At 69.0% G+C, this 14281-nt stretch carries 18 protein-coding genes; 9 read left to right on the top strand and 9 right to left on the bottom strand.

Translation table 11 applies throughout. From position 1 onward, the window contains the following. Positions 1-45 precede the first annotated feature (45 nt). From Q0P88_RS05785 to Q0P88_RS05770, 4 genes are all read left to right on the top strand, one after another. Positions 46-558: a septum formation initiator family protein gene (locus Q0P88_RS05785; protein WP_295012032.1), complete on the top strand. Its 513-nt coding sequence runs from the start codon at positions 46-48 to the stop codon at positions 556-558. A gap of 34 nt (positions 559-592) precedes the next feature. Beyond that, a complete protein-coding gene (locus Q0P88_RS05780) occupies positions 593-1114 on the top strand; it encodes a DUF501 domain-containing protein (protein ID WP_295012030.1) in 522 nt (173 codons plus the stop codon). A 10-nt stretch (positions 1115-1124) separates the two neighbouring features. Further along, on the top strand, positions 1125-2432 hold the full coding sequence (locus Q0P88_RS05775) for a S8 family serine peptidase (RefSeq protein ID WP_295012028.1): 1308 nt from the start codon (positions 1125-1127) through the stop codon (positions 2430-2432). 71 nt (positions 2433-2503) lie between these two features. Continuing rightward, positions 2504-3907 carry an NAD(P)/FAD-dependent oxidoreductase gene (locus tag Q0P88_RS05770; RefSeq protein ID WP_295012225.1) on the top strand — a complete coding sequence of 468 codons (1404 nt, stop codon included), beginning with the start codon at positions 2504-2506 and terminating at the stop codon, positions 3905-3907. Positions 3908-3978: 71 nt separating this feature from the next. Here Q0P88_RS05770 and Q0P88_RS05765 read toward each other — a convergent pair whose 3' ends face one another. Continuing rightward, positions 3979-5436 (bottom strand): MFS transporter, encoded by a 1458-nt coding sequence (locus tag Q0P88_RS05765; RefSeq protein WP_295012026.1) that lies wholly within the window; start codon positions 5434-5436, stop codon positions 3979-3981. Positions 5437-5556: 120 nt separating this feature from the next. Between Q0P88_RS05765 and Q0P88_RS05760 the strand changes: the two genes are divergently transcribed. The 4 genes from Q0P88_RS05760 to Q0P88_RS05745 all read left to right on the top strand — a co-directional run bounded on the left by Q0P88_RS05760 (position 5557) and on the right by Q0P88_RS05745 (position 7559). Continuing rightward, positions 5557-6051, top strand: a complete 495-nt coding sequence (locus Q0P88_RS05760) for a GNAT family N-acetyltransferase (RefSeq protein WP_295012024.1) — start codon at positions 5557-5559, stop codon at positions 6049-6051. Positions 6052-6106: 55 nt separating this feature from the next. Then, on the top strand, positions 6107-6619 hold the full coding sequence (locus Q0P88_RS05755; protein ID WP_295012022.1) for a hypothetical protein: 513 nt from the start codon (positions 6107-6109) through the stop codon (positions 6617-6619). A gap of 121 nt (positions 6620-6740) precedes the next feature. Beyond that, positions 6741-7124 (top strand): sigma factor, encoded by a 384-nt coding sequence (locus tag Q0P88_RS05750; protein WP_295012020.1) that lies wholly within the window; start codon positions 6741-6743, stop codon positions 7122-7124. A gap of 156 nt (positions 7125-7280) precedes the next feature. Continuing rightward, entirely contained in the window at positions 7281-7559 is a 279-nt protein-coding gene (locus tag Q0P88_RS05745; protein ID WP_295012018.1) for a hypothetical protein, read from the top strand. 60 nt (positions 7560-7619) lie between these two features. Here Q0P88_RS05745 and Q0P88_RS05740 read toward each other — a convergent pair whose 3' ends face one another. Genes Q0P88_RS05740 through Q0P88_RS05720 form a run of 5 tightly spaced genes read right to left on the bottom strand, consistent with a single transcriptional unit; the run spans position 7620 to position 10702 of the window. Continuing rightward, positions 7620-8108, bottom strand: coding sequence for a hypothetical protein (locus tag Q0P88_RS05740; RefSeq protein WP_295012016.1), 489 nt, complete (start codon positions 8106-8108; stop codon positions 7620-7622). 11 nt (positions 8109-8119) lie between these two features. Continuing rightward, positions 8120-8836, bottom strand: coding sequence for a hypothetical protein (locus Q0P88_RS05735; RefSeq protein WP_295012014.1), 717 nt, complete (start codon positions 8834-8836; stop codon positions 8120-8122). A gap of 3 nt (positions 8837-8839) precedes the next feature. Continuing rightward, entirely contained in the window at positions 8840-9079 is a 240-nt protein-coding gene (locus tag Q0P88_RS05730) for a hypothetical protein (RefSeq protein WP_295012012.1), read from the bottom strand. Positions 9080-9128: 49 nt separating this feature from the next. Continuing rightward, positions 9129-9956, bottom strand: a complete 828-nt coding sequence (locus tag Q0P88_RS05725) for a peptidoglycan-binding protein (protein ID WP_295012010.1) — start codon at positions 9954-9956, stop codon at positions 9129-9131. Beyond that, the gene (locus tag Q0P88_RS05720) at positions 9953-10702 is read right to left on the bottom strand and encodes a hypothetical protein (protein WP_295012008.1); all 750 of its coding nucleotides are present in this window, start codon (positions 10700-10702) and stop codon (positions 9953-9955) included. Before Q0P88_RS05720 ends, Q0P88_RS05725 begins: the two co-directional genes overlap by 4 nt. Before the next feature lie 67 nt (positions 10703-10769). On the opposite strand from Q0P88_RS05720, the gene Q0P88_RS05715 reads away from it, so the two are divergent. After that, on the top strand, positions 10770-10940 hold the full coding sequence (locus Q0P88_RS05715) for a hypothetical protein (protein WP_295012006.1): 171 nt from the start codon (positions 10770-10772) through the stop codon (positions 10938-10940). Positions 10941-11420: 480 nt separating this feature from the next. On the opposite strand, the gene Q0P88_RS05710 is transcribed toward Q0P88_RS05715, so the two are convergent. The 3 genes from Q0P88_RS05710 to Q0P88_RS05700 all read right to left on the bottom strand — a co-directional run. Then, positions 11421-12152 carry a hypothetical protein gene (locus Q0P88_RS05710; RefSeq protein WP_295012004.1) on the bottom strand — a complete coding sequence of 244 codons (732 nt, stop codon included), beginning with the start codon at positions 12150-12152 and terminating at the stop codon, positions 11421-11423. Continuing rightward, complete coding sequence (locus tag Q0P88_RS05705) at positions 12152-13342, bottom strand: hypothetical protein (RefSeq protein WP_295012002.1); 1191 nt, start codon at positions 13340-13342, stop codon at positions 12152-12154. Before Q0P88_RS05705 ends, Q0P88_RS05710 begins: the two co-directional genes overlap by 1 nt. A gap of 17 nt (positions 13343-13359) precedes the next feature. Further along, positions 13360-14281 (bottom strand): hypothetical protein (locus Q0P88_RS05700; protein WP_295012000.1); only part of this gene is annotated, 922 nt, incomplete at its 5' end.

Genomic DNA, 14281 nt, shown 5'->3' with positions numbered 1-14281 from the left:
GCTTTGTGCTGAGCTGGCCGCTCGTCGGCACACGGAGGAGGAGTCATGACCGATCGTCGGACTCCTCCTTCGTCGTCTGCGGGGGGCAGAACGCCCCGGGGATCGGCGCGGCGCGGGTCCGTCGCCGCGATCGACGTGCGCGGCTGGGTCGGCGGGATCCGGCTCAGCGGCTTCATGGTGATCATGCTCTCCCTCGTGGTGCTCGGGGCCTGGGTGCTCGTGCCGACGCTCGGCACGTACCTGGACCAGAGGCAGCGGATCACGGTGCTGGAGCAGTCGGTCCACGTCACCCAGGACAAGATCGACGCGCTCAAGGCGGAGCGCAAGCGCTGGGAGGATCCGGCGTACGTCACGACCCAGGCGCGGGAGCGCCTGTACTACTTCAAGCCGGGCGAGGTCGTCTACCTCATCGACAACGACATCGACCCCGCCGCGCAGCCCAAGGACGAGGCGCCGATCAGCGACACCGCACAGGAGCGGCGCGCGGACTGGGGCGACCAGCTGCTGCGCTCGCTCACCGGGGCGGGCCTCGCGAAGACCGCGACGAGCACGCGCTGACCACCGTCGGCGGACGAACCCGTACCCTGGAAGGGTGACCACCCCTCCCTTCGATCCGCCCACGCCCGCCGAACTGGCCGTCGTCTCCGCCCAGCTCGGACGCGAGGCCCGGGGCGTCGTGGGGATCGCCGCGCGCTGCGTCTGCGGCAATCCGACCGTGGTCGCCACGCTGCCCCGCCTCGCCGACGGCTCCCCGTTCCCGACGTTCTACTACCTGACGCACCCCGCCGCCTCCGCCGCGATGTCGACCCTCGAAGCCGAGCACCTGATGCCGGAGCTCGCGGCCCTGCTCGACGACGAGGGCACGGCCGCCGCCTACCTCGCCGCGCATCGCGCGTACCTCGCCGATCGCGCGCAGTTCGGCGAGGTCGACGAGATCGCCGGGATCTCCGCGGGAGGGATGCCCGAACGGGTCAAGTGCCTGCACGCCCTCGCGGGACACGCCCTCGCAGCGGGTCCCGGGGTGAATCCGCTCGGCGACGCCGCCCTGGAGCGGGGGCGCTGGTCGCCCGACCGCTGCGAGTGCCTCGAGCCCGGAGCCGCGCGGGCCTCGTGATCCGATGGCGATGACCCGGCAGGAGGCGCCTCGGCGCAGCGTCCCGCGATGGCGACCGGTCATCGCGGTTCTCGTGCTGGCTGTCGTCGCCCCGCTGGCCGTCGCGGCCGCTCCGACGCCGTCGCCCACGCCCGATCCCGAGCGCGCCGCCGAGTACTGGCTCGCGAGCACCCATGTGGACGAGGCATGGAAGACCACCCGCGGCGCAGGATCGACCATCGCCGTGATCGACACCGGCGTCGCCAAGGGCCCCTCTGCTCTCGACGCGGCCGTGACGGACGGCACCGACGTCTCCGGGATCGGAACCTCGGACGGGCGGACGCCGCTCGGACCGCTGGACAGCGATCACGGCTCGCGCGTCGCCTCCCTCGCCGCGGCGCGGGCGAAGGCGGACGGGACGGGCATGATCGGCGTGGCGCCGGAGGCGAAGATCCTCTCGATCTCCCTCGCGTTCGGGACGACGGCCCCCGTGCCCTTCACCAAGCAGGTGGCGCAGGCGATGGTGTGGGCGGTCGACCACGGCGCGAACGTCATCAACCTCTCCTTCACCACGAACACCCTGGATTGGGATCAGAGCTGGGACGACGCGTTCCTCTACGCCTTCGACCACGACGTGGTCGTCGTGGTCGCCGCGGGCAACCGCGGCAGCGGCACGACCATGGTCGGTGCCCCCGCGACGATCCCCGGCGTCTTGGCAGTGGGAGGCGTGGACCAGAGCGGCGTCGCGAGCAAAGCGGCGTCCACCCAGGGCATCACGATCGCCGTCACCGCGCCGAGTGAGGCACTGCTCGGCATCGACGCGAACGGCACGGTCGAGACGTGGAACGGCACGAGCGGCGCCGCGCCGATCGTCGCGGGGATCGTCGCGCTCGTCCGCTCCGCGCATCCCGACATGAGCGCGGACGACGTCATCAACCAGATCATCCGGACCGCGCAGCCGGCGGCGCAGGCGACCGCGCACCCCGATCCGCTCTACGGGTACGGGCTGGTCGATGCGGGGTCCGCCGTCGCGGCCTCCTTGCCCAGCGTCGACGGCAACCCGCTCGGCGACCTGTCCGCGTGGATCCGTCTGCATCGGCGTGCCCAGGCGGAGCAGCCGACGCCGTCCACGTCGACGCCGGTGGCGATCCCGCCGCTGCCCGCCGCGGACGCGCCGACCCGGGCGGGATCGCCCCTCATTCCCAGTCCCGACTCGCTGCTGTACGGTACCCTGCCGCTCATCGCGCTCACGGTCCCTGGTATCCTGATAGCGCTTGGCGTCACCGCAGCTGCCCGGCGCATCCGTTCGGCGCGCGCGCATCGCACGCCAAAATCCTGATTACGAGGAGTTGTGCCCCTGTGGCAGACAACACTGTGGCGAGCGATTTTGTCGCGAAGAAGGGCGCATCCGTGCCCAAGATCCTGATCGTGGGCGGAGGCTACGCGGGCTTCTACACGGCCTGGAAGCTGGAGAAGCACCTGCGCAAGGGCGAGGCAGAGGTCACGCTGGTCGACCCGCTGCCGTACATGACGTACCAGCCCTTCCTGCCCGAGGTGGCCGCCGGGTCGATCGAGCCCCGCCACGCCGTCGTCGCGCACCGTCGGCACCTTTCGCGCACCAACGTGATCACCGCGAAGGTCACCGGGATCGACCACGCGCACAAGATCGCGACCATCACGCCGCCGGTCGGCGAACCCTACGAGTTCGCGTACGACCAGATCGTGGTGACCGCGGGAGCCGTGTCGCGGACCTTCCCGATCCCCGGCATCGCCGAGAACGCGATCGGACTGAAGACCATCGAGGAGGCTGTCGCCGTCCGCGACGCGCTGCTGTCGAACTTCGACAAGGCGGCATCCATCCCGGCCGGTCCCGAGCGCGACCGTCTGCTCACCGTCGTCGTCGTCGGCGGCGGCTTCGCGGGCATCGAGGCGTTCGCCGAACTGCGCAGCTTCGCGTCGGCGCTCATCTCGAAGTACCCGCAGCTCTCCTTCGAGGACACGCACTTCCACCTCATCGAGGCGATGGGCCGCATCATGCCCGAGGTCTCGCTCAAGACCAGCGAATGGGTGCTCAAGGATCTCGCCAAGCGCGGCGCCGACGTGCACCTCGACACGCAGGTCAAGAGCGCGGTCGACGGCAACGTCGAGCTCTCCACCGGCGAGGTCATCCCCTCCGACCTCATCATCTGGACCGCGGGCGTGATGGCCAACCCGACCGTCGTCCGCGCAGGAGACCTGCCGGTCGAGGAGCGCGGGCGGATCCGCACCCGCGCCGATCTCCGCGTGGGCACCGCCGAGGAGCCCGTCGAAGGCGCCTGGGCGGCCGGCGACGTCTCGGCCGTGCCCGATCTGTCCGGCGGCGGCGTCGGCGGCATGTGCGTTCCCAACGCGCAGCACGCGGTCCGTCAGGCCAAGCGCCTCGCCAAGAACCTCGTCGCCGTCCTCCGCGGCGAGAACACCAAGGACTACGTCCACAAGAACCTCGGCGCCGTCGCCGGCCTCGGGCTCTACGACGGGGTCTTCCAGTCCGGAAACCTCGCGCTGAAGGGCTTCATCGCGTGGCTCGCCCACCGCGGCTACCACGGTCTGGCCATGCCGACGTGGGAGCGCAAGTGGCGCGTGCTGTGGGGCTGGTGGAACAACCTCTGGCTCGGCCGCGACATCGTGGGCCTCGAGGCCGTGCAGACGCCGCGCGCCGTGTTCGAGGAGTTCGCCGCGCGCCCGCGCCCGGCGGCCGACGCCGCCCCCGCCCCGGCCAAGACGCCCGCGTCGTCGCCCGCCGAGAAGGCCAAGGAGCCCGTGGCCGTCAAGTAGGCCCGCGCACGCTCAGCGAAACCCCGCGTTCCTTTCGGAGCGCGGGGTTTCGCGTGCGTGGGGGGAGGGGGCTACCCGCCGTGCTCCGTCCGGTCGTCCCTCACGAGGGACAGGGGCGCGGTGACCGATTCGAGCGAACGCTGCGCCGCGCTCACGCCGAAGATCCCGCAGATCACTCCGCCCGCGATCATCACGCAGGATCCGAGGACGTAGCCCCAGAAGAGGGGCTCGCGGGAGCTCCCGTCGCCGATGAGCGCTCCGTAGAGGGTCGGGGCGATCGCGCCGACGAGCTGGCCGATTGAGAACACGTAGGAGATGACCTGGCTGCGCAGCTCGAGGGGGAAGATCTCGCTCACGGTGAGATACGCCGCCGACGCTCCGGCCGACGCGAAGAAGAACGACGCGCACCAGAAAACCGTGTGCGTCGCGGCGTCGAGCACGCCGGCCTGGAACAGGAACGCGCTCGCCAGCAAGATCAGCCCCGCCAGCACGTACGTCCCGAACAGCATCCTGCGTCGTCCCCAGCTGTCGAACAGCGGGCCGAGCAGCAGGGCGCCGGCGAGGTTACCCACGGCGAAGACGAGGAAGTACGTTCCCGCCGCCGCAGGGGGCGTGTGGTAGAAGTGCTCCAGCACGAGGGCGTAGGTGAAGAAGATGGCGTTGTAGAGGAACGACTGCGTCACCATCATCGTGATGCCGACGAAGGTGCGCCGCGGATACTGCCGGAAGAGCACGCGCGCGATGACGAGGAACGGCACGCGGCCGTACTCGCGCACGGTGATCGCCTCGGCGTCGTCGACCGGACCGAACTCCTTGCCCTCCGAGCGGATGCGATCCTCGATCGCGTCCACGGTGCGCTCGGCCTCCTCCTCCCGGCCGTGGGTCATCAGCCAGCGCGGGCTCTCCGGGATGTGCCGGCGCAGGTAAATGATGAGGAGCCCGAGCAGAGGGCCGAGGAAGAAGCTCAGCCGCCATCCCCAGTCCTGCGGGAAGATCGCGGTGTCGAGGAACAGCATGTTCGCCACCGCGCCCAGGGCCGCTCCGCCCCAGTAGGTGCCGTTGATGGCGATGTCGACCCTGCCCCGGTACTTGGACGGGATGATCTCGTCGATCGCCGAGTTGATCGCGGCATACTCTCCTCCGATTCCGGCGCCGGCGACGAAACGCCAGAGGAAGAAGAACCAGGGTGCGAACGACAGACCGGCGACCGCGCTGCCGACCAGGTAGATGCCGAGCGAGAGGAGGAACAGGTTCTTGCGCCCGAGACGATCGGCGAGCCGCCCGAAGTACAGCGCTCCGGCCACCTGTCCGATCAGATACGCCGTTCCCGCCATGCCGACCTCGACCGCGCCCATGCCCAGCGTGTGCGCGTATCCGTTGGCGGCGACGATCTGCACCTCCAGGCCGTCGAGGATCCAGGAGAATCCGAGCCCGATCACGATCAACCAGTGGAATCGCGACCACGGCAGGCGATCGAGTCGAGCGGGGACGAGCGACCTCACCTCCTTGGCCTGCAACGGCGTCGACACGGCGATGCTCCTTCCGGGGCGGCCACGAGGACGTCTCGGTGACGGATCGGTGCATCGGCGGTGTGCTGCTCGCGCCGAAGTCAGGGCGCGCGTGTCCGAGGCGCGTCGTACTCTGGGCCCGTGGCACACGTGACGCTGGAGCGCTGGGCGCCGGAACATCTCGCGCTTCTCTCCGAGGCCAACACGGCGGAGATGACGCAGTACATCGGCGGCCCGGAGCCGGACGACGACATCGTGCGACGCCACGAGCGCTACCTGCGGCTCAACGCCGAGGGTGGAGCCTGGATGTACGCGATCGTCGCGGACGGAATCCCCGCCGGAGGCATCGGATTCTGGCCGATCGACGAGAACGGCGAGGCCGCATACGAGGCGGGATGGAACGTGGTTCCGGCCTGGCAGGGCCAGGGGGTCGCCAGGAACGCGCTGCTCCGGCTCATCGGGATCGCGTCTTCTGAGGCTCCGGCGCGGGACCGTCTGTTCGCCTATCCGTCTGTGCAGAATGCCGCGTCCAACGCGCTGTGCCGCTCGGTCGGATTCGAGGATCTCGGCGAGAGGGACTTCCCGTTCCGGGGCGTGGTGCTGCGCACCCGCGTCTGGGCGCTCGCGCTGCGCTGATCGTTCCCGCCTGCGGACGGCGTCGAGCGGCGGCTCTGCGCGATAGCGTGAGGGGATGACCCCGAACCCCGGTGATCGCCCGCCGAACCCTCGTCGTCGGAGGATCCGTGTGGTCGGGGCGACGGCCGCCACGGTCGTCGTCGTCGCAGGGATCGTGATCGGTGCCCTGGCGCTCGTCGGGCGGTGGGACCTCACGACGAACGTGACGATCTCCCTCCACTACACCGGTGACGACGGACGCGCCTACTCCTGCGTGTACGACTACCGCACGCCCAACCGACTGCCGATGCCGCCCGCGATCGCCGAGGAGATGAACGCCCGCGACTGGTCCCAGACCGGGCAGCGCATGTACGAGTGGGCGAAGAACCATCCCGCCGCGTCCTGGACCACCCAGGACGAGTTCCCGGCCGACGATCCCCGCTCGACGAGGGCCGATGCGACCTGGGGGGCCGCGATGGAGAAGTTCGTCCGATTCCCTCCGTGGCAGGTCGAGACCGACCACGGCTCCGAGTACGCGCTGTGGTCGAATGCCCGGCCCGGCAGCAACTGCGAGGACGGTCTGCGGTGAGCCGCCCGGCGGTGTCATCCGCGCGGGGCGGGGACCGACCTCGGGCGCCTCGGCCTTAGCAGGTCCTCGGCGCCTCGGCAAGTCCCGCCGCTTGTGCACGGGCAAGAGCGAGGATCACGGTATGTCCGTCGTCGAGATCAGCCCTCCTTGCCCCGCGTCGGGCGATCCGGGGACTCTCGAGGAACTGCTGGGGCGGGTGTCGGGAGGGAGCCAGGCCGCTCTTGCGACGATCTACGATCGCACGGCGGCGCGCGTGTTCGGGCTCGTCCGCCGGCTGGTGCCCTGCCCGGTGGCGGCGGAGCGGGTTCTGGAGGAGGTGTACGTCCAGGTGTGGCAGACCGCCCGGCGGTTCGATCCGTCGCGGGGGGCCGCGCTCCTCTGGATCGGCACGATCGCCCGTTCGCGCTCGGCGGACGCTCTGTGCGGAACCGCCTGCCCTGTCGACAGGAACGGCGACCAGTCCCCTCACGCGGAGTGCCCCCGCTGGGACTCGAACCCAGACTGAAGCGGTATCGGGCGCCCTCTAACCTGGTCTAACCAGTTCTCACCTTTCGCGTAGTTCCGCGAAAGTGCAGCGCCGGTTAGATCAGGTTAGGCATCCAATTCGATGAGTAAGCGATGGATCCCCCGCGACGTCCGCAGCCGGCGGTAGCCTCCCCGGGTGCATGTGATCCAGCTCGCTCGAGCGCAGTGGCTCGTCATCGACAACGAGTACCGCGCGCGGTTCCTCATCGTCGAGGGGCCGCTCGTGCTGCGGGAGACCGGGGAGACGCACGTGAAGCATCGCGTGGAGTGGTGGAGCCCAGACCCCGCGCAGCGGCACACGCTGACCGTCTGCGATGGGCTGCTCGCGGCGGAGACGTGGTGCCGCGACGAGATCCTCCGCCGCGCCGCGGAACGCCGGCAGATCTCGAAGTCCGTGGAGCGCAAGGGCTTCTGAACGACGAATGGCCCCCGCCCGGGCGTGATGCCGGGGCGGGGGCCATTCGTGTCGCGGGGGTCAGCGCAGATCGCGTCGCGTCGGGTCGAGCAGGCCTGCTGACTGCAGCGGACTCGAGCTCGCACCCGTCATCTGGATGTTGACGCTGTTGGCACTGCCTGACGGTGCGGGCGTGGGTTGGACGTTCAGCACGGCGAGGAGAGCGGAGAACGCGGTGAGGGCGCTCGAGACGCCGGTCAGGATGGTCGCGGAGGTGTCGTCGGTGATGATTCCGAACGTGACGGCGACAGGTGCGGCGGCGGCGGCGAACGCGTAGACGAGGCCGCGGCCGACGGTGTTGAACCAGACGAACGCGTCCGACCGTCGGAGGAACACGAGCGCGAGGAGCCCCTGCGCGAGCTGCAGCAGGGCGCCGGTCATCACAAGGACGATGCCGGCCTGCGCTTCGGTAGCGAGGCCGACCTGCACGGCGAGGACGCCGAGGGTAGCGAGGAAGCCCTGGATCGCGACGCGGCGGCCGTCGGTGAACCAGTCTCGGAGCTTGTTCATGGGGTGCCCTTTCAGGGGGTGGGGGTCGGTGTTGGGGTGGGCGTCGCGGGCGGGGTGCAGGCGACGACGAGGTGGAGGGTGCGTGGCTGGTCCTGCGCGGTCGCGGCGTTCACCCACAGCGGGGTCGGCGTGTATCCCTCCGTGCATGCCGGGCCGGAGGGGCCGGTCGCGCCGTCGGCGCCGGTGGCTCCGGTGTCGCCCTTCGGGGCGATGCACGCGCCCGAGGAGAAGCACTCCTGAATCGCTGCGGCGATCTGGTCTGCGGTCACGGCGGGCGCGTCCTGACCGTCGGCGCCCGCGGCCCCGTTCGAGCCGTCGGCGCCGTTCTTCCCGTCGCAGCCGTTGTTCTGCGCGCAGTACGCCGCTACCGCGGCGGAGATCTCCGCGGTGGTCGGCGCTCGTCCGGGCGAACCGGTCGCGCCGGTCGCGCCCGTCACGGTGATGACCGGGGTTCCGCCGAGCTGCTTCACCTGATCCTGCAGCGCTCGGATCGCGTCGGCTTGGTCGTCGATCACCGCTTCCTGCTTGGTCGCGTCCGCGTGCTGCGTCTGGATCTGCTGGCCCTGCTGGGCGGCCGTGATGCTGAGCGCGAGCACCCCGGCGATCACGGCGCCCGCGATCAGCATGATCACGACCCACACGGCCGCGCCGCGGCGGCGCGTGTGCCGCGGGTCCGGATCCGGCACAGCCCGCTCGAGCGCTTCCTGCAGCGAGTAGTCCTCGCTCATGGGTCACTTACCTCCCTGGTCGAACATCCCCAACGGCCATTGCTCGGGCGGTGGCGGGTCGCCCCGGTAGATGTGCTGGCGGAGCCGGTCCGCGTAGTTGATCAGCACGAACACGCGCCGTTGGAGGACGTCCTCGCGTTCGCGCTGCTTCAGCCACTTGTTCAGCCGGTTCGCGGCGACCACACCGGACACCCCGATCAGGGCGACGATGATCATCGCGGTGGGAGCGATCCAGGCTTCCATTCGTCGGGTCTCCCATCGGAGGTTCGGTCAGGGAGAGGGCACCACAGGATCAGCCCGCCACCTCCGCGAGCTTCGTGAGCGTCTTCGGGCCGGCGACACCGTCCGGGGTGAGCCCGTACTTCGTCTGGAACGCGACGACCACGGCAGCCGTCTTCGCACCAGGGTCGCCGTCGACGACCAGGTCCGACCCCATGACCTTGTTGAGCGCGGTCTGCAGGTCGAACACGGTCCACACGGCGTTCAGGCCACCCGTGGACAGGTCGAGGTTGCCGCCGTAGCCGGGGAGTCGACCTTGGTCGGTGTACTGCCACAACCAGACCTGTCCGCGCGGCCAGTGCCCCACCAGCGGGACGGAGACCGGCTGCCCGGTGTTGGCCCCGTAGTCGGCGACCATGAGCCCCAGCCCGAGCCTGACGACCGTAGACCAGTCGACGTCGCGGGTCGCCGCGGCCGACAAGTACACAACCTGACGCGCGAGAGGCACCAGATCCGCGAGGGCGCGAGCCGCCTGCTCCACCTCCGCGGGCGTCCACCGGGGCGTGGTGCCTTCGTTCTCCACGTCCCACACGAATCGCTCACCGGCCGCCAGCGGCGTCGCGGCGAGCTGCGCGCGCACCGCCGCCACCTGAGCGTCGATCGACGCGTCCCGCCCGTTGAACCAGTACCGGGATGCGGGGATCCCAGCCGCACGGTACGCGGCCACCTGGGGGCGGTGCGTCGACAGTTCGTAGACGCCGACGTTCCCGCCGCCCATCTTCACCACCGCGTGGTTCACACCCGCCTGCGCCCACAGCCGTGTGATGTCGGCGGTGATGCCCTCCTGCCAGTTCGACGTGTCGACGGCGAACAGGATCCCCGGCTTCGGGTCCGGGGTCACGCTTTTGGGGGCGTGATCACCCCGCCGAGCGCGTCCCGCACCGACGTGGCGATCTTCGCGATGTCGTCCTGCGACATGCCCTTCGAGAACGCCTGGGCGGTGTTGAATGCGGTCCAGTGCTCACGCACGGCCGTCCCGTACCGCCAGTCGGGCAGATCCTTGATGTCGAGCCCGTACGTGGACGCCTCGGTCTCGAACACCTGGGAGGGCAGCGAGTACGGGGGAACGCCCTGTCGGATGATGATGCCGGAGTCCGGGGACCCGGCCAGGCGGATTGCGTACATGTCGTCCTCCTCAGGACTGGCCGCCGCAGCGACGTTGGAAGGTGCCGCGTCCTTGCCCGCGGCTACGTTGATCGGGCAGTCGAAGATCGAGCTCGTCCAGCCGAGGTACTCCCGGCTGATCTGTTCCTCGCGCTCGTCGAGGGTGCAAGAGCCTGTGACGGATCCCATCCCTGGCGCTTCGGTGACGGCCACGCGCCCCCCGCCGAGAGAAATGACGACATCGCCGTCGAGGTTCCCGTCCCACGTGCGACGCCCCCACCACACCGCAGCGCCGGCAGGAGGGTTCCGATCGCCCGCCCGCAACCCGTCGGACATGCCGCAGGCGATGTAGGCGTTCGGCGCGCCCATGCTCGTCGATGCGCCCTGCGCCTTGTACGCCAGCCACACGTACAACAGGCACCGGCTCGGCGTGACCTGCCCGTAGTTCAGCAGCCAGTTCGCTGCAGCGATGCCGTCGATCATGGTGGCTCCGTTCGATCACTCGGCGCGCTTCCGCGCTTCCAAGGTGTACAAGAATTAGACTGTCCGTATGGATGCGCTCGCCCACCTCGCTGCCCTGCGGATCGCCTGGGATCAGCGGTCGACCTTCGTGAGACTTGCGCGATCACAGGGTGCAACGTGGGAGCAGATCACGGAAGCGGTCGGGTTGTCTCGGCAGACGGTGATCAATCTCAGTCACGAGAAGCGCCTAGATTCTTGACGCACCTTGGTGTACGGTGACGGTCATGAACAAGAAGGTGCTGGTCGGGGGGCTCACGACCGCGGGTGTTGCGATCGTGATCGGCGGAATGGTGGCGCTCGGGCTGACCGTGAATTCCGGGGCGGGGGCTGTTCCGATTCCTGTCGTAGAGACCACTAGCCCGACACCGACTCCGACGTTCACGCCCACCCCGGCTCCCACGGCGACGCCAGCGCCCGCGCCTGCGCCGGCTGAGCCTGCGCCCGCAGATCCGGCACCGCTGGAGCCGCAGGAGGACACCGCTCCGAGCCAGTCGAACGAGCAGTCGTCTGATCCGGCGCCTGCGGAGCCCGCACCGGCACCCGAGCCCGTACGATGCCCTGCCGGGTCTCAGGCGAACAGCGGTGACGGAGGGAACGACACGTCTTGCCTTCCGGTGATCTGCTTCACGATCACGCTTCCCGACCCGAACCATCCGGAGTGCGATACCCCGTTCAAACCCTAGAGTCCGGCGACATCAAGCCGGGCGGCGAGAGCCTGCACCGCCGCGATAAGAGGCACGACCAACTGGCCGTAGTTGATCGTGTACGCCTCCCCGACAGGGATGACGACGTCTCGCCCGTCGACCTGGATCGGGTCGCCATGCGAGTCGCGCATCACCAGCGGAGCATCCTCGACGACAGGGGCGACGTCAGGACCAAACCCCGCGTCCTGCACCTCGCGTGCGAGCAAGAACGCCTTCGGCGGAGACGTGGGGTCATCCCACACGTACCTGCCCCAGTAGGGCGTCAGATCCAAGATCCGGGATCCTCGCATCGGTTGCAGATCCGTCTTCACCCTCTCGCTCGACGCGGAGTATCCGATCTGATAGGTGACTCCGTCGATCCATGCGCCCTTGTAGCTGGTCGCGACCGCGTACGCATACGACGGCTGCGACTTGAACGGGCCGCCATTCGATGAGACCTGACCAGATGCCGCGACGTCGGTCGGTGCGATCAGCCCGGGCGATCCGATCTTCGTGTCGATCTGCGACTTCGTGTACGAGTTCGCGCTGATCGCCGCGTTCACCGTCGTGTTGATGTTCGCGATCGCCTGCTGCACCTGAGCGACAAGCGAGTTCATCGACGTCCCGGTCGGGGTTTCGAGCTCGGCGAGCCGCACCTGGATCTGCTGCAGTTGTTCGACCAGCCACCCGAGCTCGCCCAAAGCGGGGCTTGCGTACCCGTTGCCCATCAGATCACCGCCTGCGTCGTGATGCCCACCGTGAGTCCCTTCGCGTTCCCGGACAGCGCCGTGATGCGTCGCTGGAACGTGCCGCCTTCGAACAGGTACGGGTCACCGGTGGCCTTCGCAGGGTCGTAGTTCGCGAGCGTGACCTGGCAGAAGTCGCCCTCCCAGTACGCGCCGAGGTACGGCTGCCGTGCCGCCTCCACGGTGAAGGACCACTGCTCGAGCGCCGATCGGCCGAGGGTGGTTGCCTCGCCCGTGTAACCGTCGAGCGTCGATTGCTGATTGACGCTCGAATGGGTTGTGTCGAGGGTTTCGAACGTCGCGTAGCCGAGATCGGTGAGCGCGGGATCTGTGGAGCGGGACACGAGCACGCTGTCCGCTGAACGGCCTGCAGTAGCCCATCCGATCGATGCGAGCCGTGTGGCGTCGCTCTCGACCTTCACCCCGGACACCGGCGACTGGGGCACATCGATCGCCCACTCGAACACTGTCGACGACGCCAGCAGCGGACTCGCGTCCGTGCCCGTCTGCAACACCCACTGGATTCCGAGACGGTCCGGAGTGAACTGCGGCGCGAACCGGATGTCCGGGCCGCCCTCGACCTGAGAGAGCTGCGTCAGCACCGTGCCGAGGCTCTTGAACTCCGACCCCTCGAAGTTCCGCTCCCTGGTTCCGGCACGGTCCGCTTCGAACAGGATCGGGACATTGCCACCGGTCCATGCCTGAGACTGCTGCACCCACCGTTTCGCGATCGTCCCGTACTCCAAGCCGGTCAGGTAGGTGCCGACCGCGGGGTTCGGTTTCGTCTTCCCCGCCGCAGAAGCGTCCGGAAGGATGAACTGGGTCGTATCGAGGGTCGCCGCGGCGAGTGGCAGCACGAAGCGGTGATCGAAGTACGACCACATGCCGAGCGCGTCGAGGGTGAGAATCTTCTGGTCGCGGTCGTACGTGTGCGACCAGATCGGACCCGCGCCCAGGATCACGTCATCCGACGCGCAAGCGAGCACGCTGCGTCCGGGTGCCATCGTCTGCCGAGGCCGCAGTGCAATGGTCGCCGGATCCCGCATGTCAAGATCCGCGGTCAGCTTCTCCGCCCGGTTGATCGAACGAGCCCACGTGGATGAGGCCATGACCTGGATGTCCGCGATGTCGCGGCCAGTGAGGAGGTCGGCGATGAACCAGCGAAGAGCCATGTCGACCTCCTCTCAGATCACAGGTTGGACAGGCGGGTGACGGTCAGGAATCCGGTTCCGTTGGAGTTCCCGCCGGTCTGCTTCTGGATCGTCACGACGAGGCCCTCTGTGCCGTCCACCCGGAACGTGGCAGAGGCCGTCATCCACGGGTCTGCGGAATAGGGGACTGCTGATCGGGCGAGGACGCCTTGAACAGACCCACGCAGCTCCATGAACGTCGTCCCCGTCGGAACACCACCGGGGTGTGCTCGCGCAGACAACAGGTAGATGCCCGGGTCGAACTTCAACGTCCCGTCAGCACCGTTGTATGTGTATGAGAACCCGGCCACCGTTGCCTTCGTCGCGTCCTCCGTAGGCACCTGGAAGTATCCACTTCCGTCAGGCATGGCGTTGCGGGCCAGGTTGAAGTAGCGGAAGGAAGGTGCGGCGGGGGTCCACTGTCCTCCGCGGCGCGCCAACAGTGCGGCGGCGTCGATCTGCCAGGCCAGGGAACCGTCCGCGGGCGTCCAGGCGGCGAGTTCCGTGCTGTTCCGGACCGGGAGCACGCCGCCCTCGGACGTCGTGTACTGGGCGGTCTGCGTGATCGTGACCCCGCCTGCGTTCGTCGCGGACACCCCCGACGGCACCTGCACGGTCGCGAGCTCGATCGCGCCCGTGGGGAGCGTGGCGCGGGCTAGCGCGAACGACGTCGTCGACAGCGCTGCACCAAACACGGACAGGTCGTTCGCATCGGTGCCGGGGGAGGTCTGCTCGTTCTGCTTCGCGAAGACGACGTAGTAGTTCGTGCCCGACGCCGGCGAGACAAGCGGGGAGGGCAGCTGTGCGGTGCCGTCGTTCGCGACGAGGATCGGGCCACCGTACTGGACAGCGACGGCCTGGAACGCGGCGATGTTCACGTTCAGGTCGGCCCGTGCAGTCACGACTGCTGCGAGCGACGTG

Source organism: uncultured Microbacterium sp., from assembly GCF_945952435.1.
In the GTDB taxonomy this organism is placed as follows: Bacteria; Actinomycetota; Actinomycetes; order Actinomycetales; family Microbacteriaceae; genus Microbacterium.
This window is presented reverse-complemented; position numbering and strand designations above follow the sequence as displayed.

Coding starts and splice junctions, on each gene's coding strand:
- Q0P88_RS05785 (WP_295012032.1), top strand. CDS start 46: ATGACCGATCGTCGGACTCCTCCTTCGTCGTCTGCGGGGGGCAGAACG.
- Q0P88_RS05775 (WP_295012028.1), top strand. CDS start 1,125: ATGACCCGGCAGGAGGCGCCTCGGCGCAGCGTCCCGCGATGGCGACCG.
- Q0P88_RS05755 (WP_295012022.1), top strand. CDS start 6,107: ATGACCCCGAACCCCGGTGATCGCCCGCCGAACCCTCGTCGTCGGAGG.
- Q0P88_RS05750 (WP_295012020.1), top strand. CDS start 6,741: ATGTCCGTCGTCGAGATCAGCCCTCCTTGCCCCGCGTCGGGCGATCCG.
- Q0P88_RS05740 (WP_295012016.1), bottom strand. CDS start 8,108: ATGAACAAGCTCCGAGACTGGTTCACCGACGGCCGCCGCGTCGCGATC.
- Q0P88_RS05735 (WP_295012014.1), bottom strand. CDS start 8,836: ATGAGCGAGGACTACTCGCTGCAGGAAGCGCTCGAGCGGGCTGTGCCG.
- Q0P88_RS05730 (WP_295012012.1), bottom strand. CDS start 9,079: ATGGAAGCCTGGATCGCTCCCACCGCGATGATCATCGTCGCCCTGATC.
- Q0P88_RS05720 (WP_295012008.1), bottom strand. CDS start 10,702: ATGATCGACGGCATCGCTGCAGCGAACTGGCTGCTGAACTACGGGCAG.
- Q0P88_RS05715 (WP_295012006.1), top strand. CDS start 10,770: ATGGATGCGCTCGCCCACCTCGCTGCCCTGCGGATCGCCTGGGATCAG.
- Q0P88_RS05710 (WP_295012004.1), bottom strand. CDS start 12,152: ATGGGCAACGGGTACGCAAGCCCCGCTTTGGGCGAGCTCGGGTGGCTG.
- Q0P88_RS05705 (WP_295012002.1), bottom strand. CDS start 13,342: ATGGCTCTTCGCTGGTTCATCGCCGACCTCCTCACTGGCCGCGACATC.